Raw genomic sequence first — 11777 nt, 5'->3', positions numbered from 1 at the left:
CCAGCCAATCTCCCCACCTGTGGGGGAGATGCCCGGCAGGGCAGAGGGGGGTATCACACCCGCAGATTCCACAAACCCACCAAGCCCCGCATTCCCGGTCATACCGCCTTCATCCGCTCGACCGCCATCAACACCCGCTCCGGCGTTGCCGGCGCGTCGAGCCTCGGGCAGACCTTGTAATCCGCCACACTCGCCACCGCCATCGACAGCGCCTCCAGCACCGAAATCGCCAACATGAACGGCGGTTCGCCGACGGCCTTGGAGCGGCCGATGGTCTGTTCGGCGTTTTCGGACCATTCGGCCAGCTTGACGTTGAAGATCTTCGGGCGATCGGAGGCGAGTGGGATCTTGTAGGTGGAGGGGGCGTGGGTGCGCAGGCGTCCCTTGGCGTCCCACCAGAGCTCTTCCGTCGTCAGCCAGCCCATGCCCTGCACGAAGGCGCCCTCGACCTGGCCGATGTCGATGGCCGGGTTCAGCGAGCGGCCGACGTCGTGGAGGATATCGGTGCGGTCGATCAGATATTCGCCGGTCAGCGTGTCGATCGAGACTTCGGTGCAGGAGGCGCCGTACGAGTAGTAATAGAAGGGCGTGCCCTTTCCGGCGGCGCGGTCCCAGTGGATCTTCGGGGTCTTGTAGAAGCCGGCGGCCGATAGCTGCACGCGGGCGAAATAGGCCTGGCGGATGAAGTCGGGGAAGGGGATTTCCTGGTTGCCGACGCGTACCCGGTTGGGCAGGAAGGCGATCTCGGAGACCGGGACGTCCCATTTCTCGGCGGCGAAGGCGACGAGGCGTTCCTTGATCTGGCGGGCGGCATCATAGGCGGCCATGCCGTTGAGATCGGTGCCGGAGGAGGCTGCCGTGGCAGAGGTGTTGGGCACCTTGCCTGTCGTCGTCGCGGTGATCTTCACATGCTCGATATCGATCTGGAAGCTGTCGGCCAGAACCTGCGCCACCTTCGTATAAAGGCCCTGGCCCATCTCGGTGCCGCCATGGTTCAGGTGGATCGAGCCGTCCTGGTAGACATGGACGAGCGCGCCGGCCTGGTTGAAGGCGGTCAGCGTGAAGGAGATGCCGAACTTCACCGGCGTCAGCGCGATGCCCTTTTTGATGTAGCGGCTGTCGCGGTTGAATTCGATGATCTCTCGGCGCCGCGCCTGGTAGTCGGCGCTCTCCTCGAGTTCGCCGACGATCCGCTCCAGAATGCTGTCCTCGACCTCCTGGTGATAAGGCGTCAGCGTGCGGCCGGAGCCGGGCTGGCCGTAGAAATTCAGTTTTCTGATATCAAGCGGGTCCTTGCCGACGGCATAGGCGATTTCCTCGATGAAGCGCTCGGCGCCCAGCATCCCCTGCGGTCCGCCGAAGCCGCGAAAGGCGGTGTTAGAGACGGTGTGGGTCTTGAGCGGCTTCGAGGTCAGGTGCACATGCGGGTAGAAATAGCTCGAGTCGGCATGAAACAGCGCGCGGTCGGTGACCGGGCCCGACAGGTCCGACGAGAAGCCGCAGCGAGCCGCATAAATGGCGTCGACCGCATGGATGCGGCCTTCTTCGTCGAAGCCGAGTTCGTAATCGACCATGAAGTCGTGGCGCTTGCCTGTCGCCGCCATGTCCTCGTCGCGGTCGGGGCGGAACTTGATTGATCGTTTCAGCTTCTTGGCGGCGATGGCGGCCAGCGCCGCGAACTGGTTCCCCTGCGTTTCCTTGCCGCCGAAGCCGCCGCCCATGCGGCGCACGTTCACCGTCACGGCGTTGGAGGGGATGTTCAGCACATGGCCGACGATGTGCTGGATCTCGCTCGGATGCTGCGTCGAGGACCAGACGGCGACCTCGTCGTCCTCGCCCGGAATGGCCATGGCGATCTGGCCTTCGAGGTAGAAATGCTCCTGCCCACCGATCCGCATCTGGCCCTTCAGTCGGCGGGCGGCGTTTGCCATCTCGCTCTTCGCCTCGCCACGGCTCAGCGTCATCGGACTGGTGACCAACGCGCCGCCGTTAACGAGAGCGCCGTCGATGTCGCTCCAGTGGGCGAGGTCGCGATACTCGATCTTCGCCTTGCGGGCAGCGCGGCGCGCGATGTCGCGGGTCTCGGCGATCACGGCAAAGATCGGCTGCTGGTGGAACTCGACTTTTGTTTCGGCGAGCAACGGTTCGTCGTGGCTGCCGTTGGAGCTGACGTCGTTGATCCCTGGCACGTCCTTGCCGGTGAAGACCCAGACGACGCCGGGGGTGGCGGCAACCTCGGAGAGGTCCATGCTGACGATCTCGGCATGCGCCCGGTCCGACAGGCCGAGCGCGCCGTGGAGCAGGCCAGCGGGCTCCGGAAGGTCGTCGATGTAGTCGGCCGTGCCGGTGACGTGCTTGTGGGCGCTGTCATGGCGGCGCGAGGCGTGCATCGGGCCTGATATGATGAAGGTGGGGTCGGGGAAGGCAGACTTGTCCATCAGGGGTTGCCTCCTGTGGTGGGTGTTGATGTGAGGATGGGGGTTGATATTGTGTAACTCGCGTTTGCAATCTTTGCGCTGCCGGCTCCCCAAAACTCCCTCATTCCTGTGCTCGTCACAGGAATCCAGCCACGGCGCGTCCGCGCCGTGAGAGGAGTCTTTTGCAACCATGAAGAGTCTTTCATGCCCAAGGACTTGGGCATGCTGGATCCCTGTGACAAGCACAGGGATGAGGGAGCTAGAGAGGGGCGGTGAGTGCAGAACGCGACCGACGCTGCCGTGGCGATCAGTTCCATCACGCCACCTCCTCGAACCGCCGCAACTTCGCCGGCGCACCCGTCGTCTCCAGATAGAACCGCGTCAGCAAATTCTTCGCCGTCAGCTGCCGATACTCCGACGTCGCCCGCCAATCGGAAAGCGGCTGGAAGTCGCTGTCGAAGGCGTCTCTCACCGTCTCGATCGTCTCCTCGTTCCACGGCCGGCCGATGAGTTCGTTTTCGACGGCGCGGGCGCGCTTGGGTGTGCCGGCCATGCCGCCGAAGGCTATTCTCACATCGTTGACGTCGCCCTGCTCGTCGAGCGTCAGATAGAAGGCGCCGAGCACGGCGGTGATGTCCTCGTCGCGGCGCTTGGTGATCTTGTAGACGGCGAAATGCGTGTCTTCGGCCGGGTAGGGTACGAAGAGGCTCTCGACGAACTCGCCGGGGCGGCGGTCCTGCTTGCCGTAGTCGATGAAATAATCCTCCAGCCGCAGCATGCGCGTGCCCTCCGTCGAGCGCAGCTTGACGGTGGCGCCGAGCGCGATCAGCGGCGGCGGGCTGTCGCCGATCGGCGAGCCGTTGGCAATGTTGCCGCCGATCGTACCCATGTTGCGCACCTGCTCGCCGCCGATGCGCGTGATCAGCCGGCCGAGCGTCGGGACCTTGCTGGCGATGGTCTCGAAGGCGCGGGTGTAGGTCACGCCGGCGCCGATGGTGATGCCGCCTTCGCCTGAGGTGATCGTCTGCAATTCCTGAAGATGGTTGATGAAGACCACGGGGTTCAGCGCCCGCATCTGCTTGGTCACCCACAGCCCGACATCGGTCGAGCCGGCGACGATGGTCGCCTTCGGCTCGTCGGCCAGAATGCGCGCCAGCGCCTCCAGCGAGCCCGGCACCAGCAGACGGTCCTCGCCCGATGCGATCGAGATCGTGCCCGATCCCTGCATCGCCCACAATCTTGCGACGATGTCGGAACGGGTGCGCTCCAGCGGGTCGAACAGTGCGCTCGGGCGCGTCTTCGCCACCTGCTCGGCAGCCTTGACGATCGGCTCGTAGCCGGTGCAGCGACAGAGATTGCCCTGCAGCGCCTTTTCGATCTCGGCGCGATCGGGATTGCTGTTTGCGAGCCACAATCCGTACATCGACATGACGAAGCCGGGGGTGCAGAAGCCGCATTGGGAGCCGTGACAGTCGACCATCGCCTGCTGCACCGGATGCAGCGTGCCGTCTTTCGCGGCCAGATGCTCGACGGTGACGACATGGGTTGCGTTCAGCGAGCCGATGAAGCGGATGCAGGCATTGACGGATTCATAGTGCAACTTGCCGTCGATCAGCCGGCCGACCAGAACCGTGCAGGCGCCGCAGTCACCCTCGGCGCATCCTTCCTTCGTGCCCGTCAGCCGGCGCTTCAGTCGCAGGAAATCGAGAAGCGTCTCGGTAGGCTTGACGTCTTTCAGCGTGACGTCTTCGCCGTTCAGGATAAAGCGGATGCTGTCGTTCATGTCGTTCCCGGTTTTTCTCTTTATTTGAAATGGTTATGCCGCCGTCCAGCCTCCGTCAATCGAGATGTGGGTGCCCGTCACCTGGCGGGCCTCGTCGCTGGCGAGATAAAGCGCCAACGCGCCGATCTCCTCCGCCTTGACGAATTCATGCGTCGGCTGCGCCTTCAGGATCACCTCGGTCTTGACCTGTTCCTCGGTCATTTCGCGCGCCCTGGCGGTATCCGGGATTTGCTTCTCCACCAGCGGGGTCAGCACGTATCCCGGGCAAATGGCGTTGACGGTCACGCCCGTTTCGGCAAGCTCAAGTGCTGCCGTCTTCGTCAGGCCGAGTATACCATGCTTTGCCGCGACATAGGCGGATTTGAACGGGGAAGCGACGAGGGCGTGGGCCGAGGCGATATTGATGATGCGCCCGTGCTTCTTCTCCTTCATCAGCGGGATCGCCGCGCGCATGGTGTGAAACGAACTGGACAGATTGATCGCGATGATCTGGTCCCACTTGTCGATCGGGAAATCCTCGATCTTCTCGACATGCTGAATGCCGGCATTGTTGACGAGCACATCGACGGTGCCGAACGTCTTGGCGGCGGTGGCGATGAGGTCGGCGATCTCCTCGGGCTTGGTCATGTCGGCCGGGTGATGGATGACGCCTGCCTTCGAGAGTGATTCAAGCCGTTCGGTTATGCCCTTGATTTCCTCGGGCTTTCCGAAGCCGTTGAGGACGATGTTGTCACCCTTGCCGGCAAACGCGGTGGCGATCGCCAGGCCGATGCCGCTGGTGGATCCGGTGACGACGACTGTTCTGGCCATGAGGTTCTCCGATTTGTCCTGCGACGCGGTTGTATGGAGCGTAGTCCGGAATCGGTTGGGCTGGCAATTGGCTACGATAGAAGGTGGAAACCTTGTGTATCGGTCTTGCGCGGACAGTCTCGCCACGCAATCTAGCGCGTGACGCGAGTGAAGCAGGAGAGGGCTGACGGAAAAGGAATTTCACTTTTGTTTCTTTTCACATTCGTTTGCCTGCATTATTCATTCAAGTCGAAGCAGTTCATGGGAGGATGACAATGGCGGGGTATGTACTGGCGATCGATCAGGGGACGACGTCGACGCGGGCGATCGTGTTCGATGGCGAGATGAAGATCGCCGGCGCGGGCCAGAAGGAATTCAAGCAAATCTATCCGCAATCCGGCTGGGTCGAGCACGATCCGGAGGAGATCTGGGACAGCGTCGTCTCGACCATCAAGATGGCGATCCGCGAGGCGAAGATCAGCGCCAAGGATATCGCAGCACTCGGGATCACCAACCAGCGCGAGACCGTCGTCGTCTGGGAGCGCGAGAGCGGCAAGCCTATCCACAACGCCATCGTCTGGCAGGACCGCCGCACCGCGAGCTATTGCGACAAGCTGAAGAAGCAGGATCTGGAAAAGACCTTCACGAAGAAGACCGGGCTGCTGCTCGATCCCTATTTCTCCGGCACCAAGCTTTCCTGGATGCTCGCCAACGTGAAGGGGGCGAGGGCGCGCGCGGCCAAGGGCGAGCTCTGCTTCGGCACGATCGACACTTTTCTGATCTGGCGGCTCACCGGCGGCAAGAGCTTCGTGACCGACGCCACCAATGCGTCGCGGACGCTGATGTATAACATCGCCAGCAATGAATGGGACAAGGACCTGTTGGAGATCCTGCGCGTTCCCTTGGCGATGCTGCCGGAGGTGAAAGATTGCGCGGCCGATTTCGGCGTTACCGAGCCTCACATCTTCGGCGCCGCGATCCCGATCCTGGGCGTTGCCGGCGACCAGCATGCGGCGACGATCGGGCAGGCGTGCTTCGAGCCGGGCATGATGAAATCCACATACGGCACCGGCTGCTTCGCCGTGCTCAACACCGGCGCCGACATGGTGCGCTCGAAAAACCGGCTCTTGACGACCATCGCCTATCGGCTGGACGGCGAGACGACCTATGCGCTCGAAGGCTCGATCTTCATCGCCGGTGCGGCCGTGCAGTGGCTGCGCGACGGGCTTGGGATCATCGACAGCGCGTCGAAGACCGGCGAACTGGCCGATGCCGCCGATCCCTCGCAGGAGGTCTATCTGGTCCCCGCCTTTACCGGGCTCGGCGCGCCACACTGGGATGCGAACGCCCGCGGCGCGATTTTTGGCCTGACGCGCAACAGCGGACCGAAGGAGTTTGCGCGCGCGGCACTTGAGGCGGTCTGCTACCAGTCGCGCGACCTGCTCGACGCCATGCACAAGGACTGGAAGGGCGGCGTCGACGAGACCGTGCTGCGCGTCGATGGCGGCATGGTGGCCTCCGACTGGACGATGCAGCGGCTGGCCGACATTCTGGACGCGCCGGTAGACCGCCCCGTCATCCTCGAGACCACGGCGCTGGGCGCCGCCTGGCTCGCCGGCAGCCGGGCGGGTGTCTGGCCCGACAAGGCGGCTTTCGCCAAGAACTGGAAGCGCAACAACCGCTTCGAGCCCGATATGGACGAGAAGACGCGGGCGGCCAAGCTCAAGGGCTGGCGGAGCGCGGTGAAGCGGACGTTGAGCGACGCCTGATGCGGGCGCGCCGGCGGCGTCTTTGACGGCTCCGGCGATCGTTCTACAATGCCTGCCAATCTTGACATGTGGAGGAGCGGGCATGGTGTCGATGACGGTCGAGCTGCGCAATGTCATGGGAACCCAGGCGGCGATGGGATGGGCCGGTGGCCACACCGTCGTCGTCGACAGGCCGCAGGGCAAGGCGGGTGGGCAGGGGCTCGGCTTCAACGGTGCGCAGCTGCTGGCGCTGGCGCTCGGTGGCTGCTTCTGCAACGACCTGCGCTATGTCGCCGAAGAGATGGGGTGCGAGCTCGGCAGCATCGCGGTGTCTGTCACCGTGGAGCTCGATGGCAGCCCGCTGGTGACGACCGCCGCGCATATGCAGGTCGCCTGCGAGATGGCCGACGGCTCCAGCGCCGACGCGGTGATCGAGAAGGCAAGGGCTAGCTGCATGGTCAGCAATTCACTTCAGCGCGGCGTTGCCGTCTCGATCGAGGCGGTGTGCTAGGCTTTACGTCGCAACCACCTGCCGCCGGCGCCTTGCCGGCGGGGCATAGAGCCAGCCGGCGCCGCCGCGGTCGGCCACGGCGCGGATCGCCAGCGAGAGGCCGATGGCAACGACCACCACCAGCGGCGCGGTGAGATAGCCGAGCGTTGCGCTGGCACCGATCGCGGCGGCGATGGTGGCGACCAGGAGCGAGACGATCATCACATGGGTGACGTAGACGGGCAGCGTGTTGCGGCCGAAATAGGCGAAGGCATTGCGCACGCTCTCCCAGCGCGACAGGAGCACCGCCGTTCCGCAAAGCCAGGCAAGGCCGGCGATGGAGGAGGCCAGCGCCCAGCTGCCCTTGTCGACGGCCTGCAGCCGCCAGCGCAGCACATATAGCGCCGAAAACAGAAGGAAGCCGCCGAGCGCCGTCAGGAACGGGCGGGCGGTGATGAGGTGGACGACCGATCGCCCGTACCAGCAGCCGAACAGAAAGAAGACGAAATACTGCAGTACGTTGCGATGGGTGAAGAGATCGATCGGCAGGCGCTCGCCGAAGGTGAGGACCGAGACCACGGCGGCGAGGGCGATGATGATCGCATGCGGCGCAGATTGCAGCAACTTGGTGGCGACCATGAAGATGGCAAGCGCCCAGATGAACCAGATGCCGGTGTTCGGCGCCCACCACATTTGCAGCAGCTGATAGGGATCGCTGCCCTCAGTGGGGACGAGCGCGTTCTGTTGCACGTAGCGGAAGAACAGCCAGCGGGCGGTGCTCCAGATGGCGAAGAGGTAGACCAGCAGCCAGATCTTGCGGCGCAGGAAATCGCTCCATGGCGCGCGCATGGCCGATGCCGCCAGGAAGCCGGAGACGGTGAAAAACAGCGGCATGCGGATCGGCGTCATGATGGCGCTGAAGCGGGCGTAGAGATCAGGCGCTATGGCGTGGAACTGGTGGTAGAGCAGGGTGTGATAGATCACCACCAGGATGATCGACATGCCCTTGGCGATATCGAGCCATTCGATACGGGTCTTCTCCTGCCGCTGCTCCAAGCGCCGTCCTCCATTTTGCATTGCAGCAAATTGAAGGGGGCATTGTGGCGAAAACGTGGGATAGCAGAAATTTATGGTCGCTATCCGCAGTTGTCTTCGGTGAGGAGGGCGCTCAGAACGGATTGACGTAGTTGGTGATGGCGATCTGGCGCAGCAGCACCTTGCGGATGATGTGCGTCGGCGTGACGTGATCGGTGTAGATCGCGGCATCGCCGGTGCTGCCGGCCGGCAACACGTCGGCGAAGTCCCTGTCGTCGAGCCTGATGCGGACGGCGAGCGGCAGGGAGGCGATCTCCTTGGGTGCCACGGCGAGGCCCGAGGTCTGCGTCTGGCCGCTTGCCACCGCCTGCAGCACGCTTTCCACCTTGCCGGGATAGACCTTGCCCGGCGCGTATTTGAAGGTGATCTCGACCGGCTGGCCTGGGGTGATGTAGCGCGCGTTGATCTGTGCGATCTCGATGCCGATGATCGTGTCCGACGTGTCGATGAAGGCCATGACGGGTGCCAGCGGCAGGCTGCTGACGCGAGCACCCTTGCGAAGCGCGAGATTGGTGACGTAGCCGTCGGCGGGCGCCCGAACCACCGTCTTGTCGAGGTTCCACTGCGCCTCGGCGATCTCGGCCTTCAGCTGATCGGTTTGCGCCTGCGCCTGCTCGACGTCGAAGCCGCGGCCGGCGCCGGTGGTCTGCAGCCGCGTCGTCTCAGAAAGCCTCAGCGTGGCGAGCTCGAGCTGCGCCTTGAGCGCGTCGAGCTTGGCCTGATAGGGCACGGGGTCGATCCGGAAGAGCACGTCGCCCGCCTTCAGCGGCGTGTTGGCTATCACAGGGACATCGATGACCTCGCCGGTGACATTGGGGACGATCGCCACGGAATTGCGCACGACCAGTGCCGCCCCCTGCGGCGCGCCCCAGCCCATCGGGATGAACAGGCCGATCAGGAGAAGCAGGAAGACCAGCGCCGGCGATACCTTCCAGAAGAGGTTGAAGGGCACGATCTTCAGCTTCACCAGCAGGAAGAGGATGACCAGATAGACGTTGAGGAGAACGACGATCATCGGTTCTTCTCCGCATCCGGCACGCGTGGGACGTCGACATAGGCCCAGATCACGACCAGCGGCCAGAACGCGAAGCCGAGCAGCAACGTCACCCAGCCGCCGACGCTGACGGCCTTAGCCCAGGGATGATTGCGCCGGCGGGCGATCATGCCGGGCAGCATCGCCAGAAAGAGGATGACCGCAAGCGTGCTAGCCGCCAGCACGATCAGCACGATCCACGCGAAAATATCGACGGCGCTCATGCGGGGTCTCCCTGCCGGTCAAGATCGACGGCAGCAGACCATGCGGCGACGCTTGCACGGAAGTACGCAACAGTAAATGCAACGGTGCTGCATCCGGCCCCGCCGGACCGCGAGCCCTGACCTCCGCAATTTTTTGCTGCGTCCTGTCGGCGGGCGCGTTACTCCTTCGTCATTGAGGAAGAGGAGTATGAGATGCTGTATGCGATCCTTTGCTATGCCGATGAAGAGCGGGTTTTCTCCTGGACCAAGGAGGAAGAGGACGCCGTGATGGCGAAGCTTTATGCGGTTCAGGCGCCTTTGGCCGAAAGCGGCAAGCTCGGGCCTGTCGGCCGGCTGATGCCGACGACGGCGGCGACCACCGTGCGCAAGGGCAAGGAAGAGCCGCTGGTGCTCGACGGTCCGTTTGCCGAGACCAAGGAAGCGCTGCTCGGTTTCTACGTGGTTGACTTCGACACGCTGGAGGAGGCCGTTGCCTTTTCCAAGGAGCTTTCGTCGGTCAATCCCGGCTCTACATCCTATGAAATCAGGCCGTTCTACGTGTTCCGGCCGGGAGAAAGTGCGACATGACAGACATTGCCTGGATCGACGTGACGCTCGCTTCCGCCCGGCCTAAGGCGCTCGGCGCGCTGCTCAGATACTTCCGCGATCTCGATATCGCGGAAGAGGCCTTTCAGGAGGCCTGCCTGCGCGCTGTCAGAACCTGGCCGGACAAGGGGCCGCCGCGCGATCCGACGGCATGGCTGATCTTCGTCGGCCGCAACAGCGGTATCGACGCGGTGCGCAAGCGCTCGAAGACCCAGGCGCTGCCGGATGAGGAGCTGATCTCCGACACGGAGGATGCCGAGAGTGATATCGCCGAGCGGCTGGACACCTCCAACTACCGCGACGACATCCTGAGGCTCTTGTTCATCTGCTGCCATCCCGACCTGCCGGCGACGCAGCAGATCGCGCTGGCGCTCAGGATCGTCTCCGGCCTCTCGGTGCAGCAGATCGCCCGCGCCTTCCTGGTCGGCGAGAGCGCCATGGAGCAGCGGATCACCCGGGCCAAGGCGCGTGTCGCCAAGGCCGGCGTTCCCTTCGAGACGCCGGATGCGGCGGAGCGCGCCGAGCGGCTGTCGATCGTCTCGACGATGATCTACCTTGTCTTCAACGAGGGCTATAGCCAGGCCGACCCCAAAGCCGAGGCCTGCGCCTTCTCCGACGAGGCGATCCGGCTGGCGCGGCTATTGCTGCGCATCTTCCCTGCAGAGCCGGAGCTGATGGGGCTTTTGGCGCTGATGCTCTTGCAGATCTCCCGCCGCCCGGCGCGCTTCAGCGCCGACAACGAGATCGTGCTGCTCGAGGATCAGGACCGATCGCTCTGGAACCGGGAGCTGATCAACGAAGCGCTTGCGCTGCTAGACAAGGCGATCCGCCACCGGCAGCCGGGGAGCTACCAGTTTCAGGCGGCGATCGCGGCACTGCATTCGCGCGCCAAGAGGGCTGAAGATACCGACTGGGAGGAGATCGAGCTGCTCTATCGTGCGCTGGAGCGCATGCAGCCGTCGCCGGTCATCACGCTCAATCGGGCGGTCGCCGTGTCGAAGCTCAGAGGGCCGGGCGAGGCGCTGACGCTGGTGGAGACGCTCGGCGAAAAGCTCGACGGCTATTTCTATTATCACGGCCTGCGCGGTGGGCTGTTGAAGCAGATCGGGCGTCCGCGCGAGGCGCGAGAGGCTTTCGACCGCGCGATCGCGCTGGCGCATTCCGCACCCGAGGCTGCGCATATCCGCCGGCAGATCGACAGCCTGAAAATGGAGCCGGCGCTGCCGGCGGTGAAATAATTCCAGAAATCACTTTGCGCCTTGTCGGATCGGCGACATCTCACACGTTCTTGTAACAGACTGATCAAGAACAGGTTTCACGAAACAGGAGACGACACATGACCGCCATGCACGAGCTTATTCTCGTCCGCGAATTCGATGCGCCGCGCGAAAAGATCTTCAAGGCCTGGACCGATCCCGAGCTGATGAAGGAATGGTTCGTGCCGCGTCCGTGGACGATATCGGACGCCAAGCTCGAGGTGCGTGCCGGCGGCGCCAATCTGATCGTCATGCGCAGCCCCGAGGGGCAGGAATTCCCCAATCGCGGCGTCTATCTCGAAGTGATCGAGAACGAGAAGCTGGTCTTCACCGACGCCTATACCAGCGCCTGGGTAC

Annotated in this window: 11 protein-coding genes; 5 read left to right on the top strand and 6 right to left on the bottom strand. The window is 63.7% G+C overall.

Annotated features, from left to right (window positions below):
- Positions 1-98: 98 nt before the first annotated feature.
- From xdhB to B3605_RS16240, 3 genes are all read right to left on the bottom strand, one after another.
- Positions 99-2438, bottom strand: a complete 2340-nt coding sequence (gene xdhB, locus B3605_RS16250) for a xanthine dehydrogenase molybdopterin binding subunit (protein ID WP_112943836.1) — start codon at positions 2436-2438, stop codon at positions 99-101.
- A gap of 295 nt (positions 2439-2733) precedes the next feature.
- The gene (xdhA, locus tag B3605_RS16245; RefSeq protein ID WP_296435054.1) at positions 2734-4200 is read right to left on the bottom strand and encodes a xanthine dehydrogenase small subunit; all 1467 of its coding nucleotides are present in this window, start codon (positions 4198-4200) and stop codon (positions 2734-2736) included.
- Between the two features lie 33 nt (positions 4201-4233).
- Positions 4234-5010, bottom strand: coding sequence for a 3-hydroxybutyrate dehydrogenase (locus B3605_RS16240; RefSeq protein WP_112943839.1), 777 nt, complete (start codon positions 5008-5010; stop codon positions 4234-4236).
- A 254-nt stretch (positions 5011-5264) separates the two neighbouring features.
- On the opposite strand from B3605_RS16240, the gene glpK reads away from it, so the two are divergent.
- On the top strand, positions 5265-6758 hold the full coding sequence (gene glpK, locus B3605_RS16235) for a glycerol kinase GlpK (RefSeq protein ID WP_112943840.1): 1494 nt from the start codon (positions 5265-5267) through the stop codon (positions 6756-6758).
- A gap of 82 nt (positions 6759-6840) precedes the next feature.
- Positions 6841-7248 (top strand): OsmC family protein, encoded by a 408-nt coding sequence (locus B3605_RS16230; protein WP_112943841.1) that lies wholly within the window; start codon positions 6841-6843, stop codon positions 7246-7248.
- A gap of 3 nt (positions 7249-7251) precedes the next feature.
- Here B3605_RS16230 and B3605_RS16225 read toward each other — a convergent pair whose 3' ends face one another.
- The 3 genes from B3605_RS16225 to B3605_RS16215 all read right to left on the bottom strand — a co-directional run bounded on the left by B3605_RS16225 (position 7252) and on the right by B3605_RS16215 (position 9579).
- On the bottom strand, positions 7252-8283 hold the full coding sequence (locus B3605_RS16225; protein ID WP_162725037.1) for an acyltransferase family protein: 1032 nt from the start codon (positions 8281-8283) through the stop codon (positions 7252-7254).
- 112 nt (positions 8284-8395) lie between these two features.
- Positions 8396-9337, bottom strand: coding sequence for an HlyD family secretion protein (locus tag B3605_RS16220; RefSeq protein ID WP_112943843.1), 942 nt, complete (start codon positions 9335-9337; stop codon positions 8396-8398).
- Positions 9334-9579 (bottom strand): DUF3302 domain-containing protein, encoded by a 246-nt coding sequence (locus tag B3605_RS16215; RefSeq protein ID WP_112943844.1) that lies wholly within the window; start codon positions 9577-9579, stop codon positions 9334-9336. Before B3605_RS16215 ends, B3605_RS16220 begins: the two co-directional genes overlap by 4 nt.
- A gap of 192 nt (positions 9580-9771) precedes the next feature.
- On the opposite strand from B3605_RS16215, the gene B3605_RS16210 reads away from it, so the two are divergent.
- The 3 genes from B3605_RS16210 to B3605_RS16200 form a co-directional block, all read left to right on the top strand.
- On the top strand, positions 9772-10146 hold the full coding sequence (locus B3605_RS16210; protein WP_018897284.1) for a YciI family protein: 375 nt from the start codon (positions 9772-9774) through the stop codon (positions 10144-10146).
- Complete coding sequence (locus tag B3605_RS16205) at positions 10143-11402, top strand: RNA polymerase sigma factor (protein WP_037184106.1); 1260 nt, start codon at positions 10143-10145, stop codon at positions 11400-11402. The genes B3605_RS16210 and B3605_RS16205 overlap by 4 nt, the downstream gene beginning before the upstream one ends.
- Before the next feature lie 98 nt (positions 11403-11500).
- Positions 11501-11777, top strand: a 277-nt coding sequence (locus tag B3605_RS16200; protein ID WP_296435047.1) for an SRPBCC domain-containing protein, incomplete at its 3' end; no start/stop codon positions are given.

The sequence above is a fragment of the Rhizobium sp. UBA1881 genome (genome assembly GCF_002338015.1).
GTDB lineage: Bacteria > Pseudomonadota > Alphaproteobacteria > Rhizobiales > Rhizobiaceae > Rhizobium.
Note: the sequence above shows the minus strand (reverse complement) of the source record. Positions and strands in the feature narration are given on the sequence as shown.

Bases quoted from the DNA above. Each gene is read 5' to 3' on its own strand.
- xdhB (WP_112943836.1), bottom strand. From the start codon at position 2,438: ATGGACAAGTCTGCCTTCCCCGACCCCACCTTCATCATATCAGGCCCG.
- xdhA (WP_296435054.1), bottom strand. From the start codon at position 4,200: ATGAACGACAGCATCCGCTTTATCCTGAACGGCGAAGACGTCACGCTG.
- B3605_RS16240 (WP_112943839.1), bottom strand. From the start codon at position 5,010: ATGGCCAGAACAGTCGTCGTCACCGGATCCACCAGCGGCATCGGCCTG.
- glpK (WP_112943840.1), top strand. From the start codon at position 5,265: ATGGCGGGGTATGTACTGGCGATCGATCAGGGGACGACGTCGACGCGG.
- B3605_RS16230 (WP_112943841.1), top strand. From the start codon at position 6,841: ATGGTGTCGATGACGGTCGAGCTGCGCAATGTCATGGGAACCCAGGCG.
- B3605_RS16220 (WP_112943843.1), bottom strand. From the start codon at position 9,337: ATGATCGTCGTTCTCCTCAACGTCTATCTGGTCATCCTCTTCCTGCTG.
- B3605_RS16215 (WP_112943844.1), bottom strand. From the start codon at position 9,579: ATGAGCGCCGTCGATATTTTCGCGTGGATCGTGCTGATCGTGCTGGCG.
- B3605_RS16210 (WP_018897284.1), top strand. From the start codon at position 9,772: ATGCTGTATGCGATCCTTTGCTATGCCGATGAAGAGCGGGTTTTCTCC.
- B3605_RS16205 (WP_037184106.1), top strand. From the start codon at position 10,143: ATGACAGACATTGCCTGGATCGACGTGACGCTCGCTTCCGCCCGGCCT.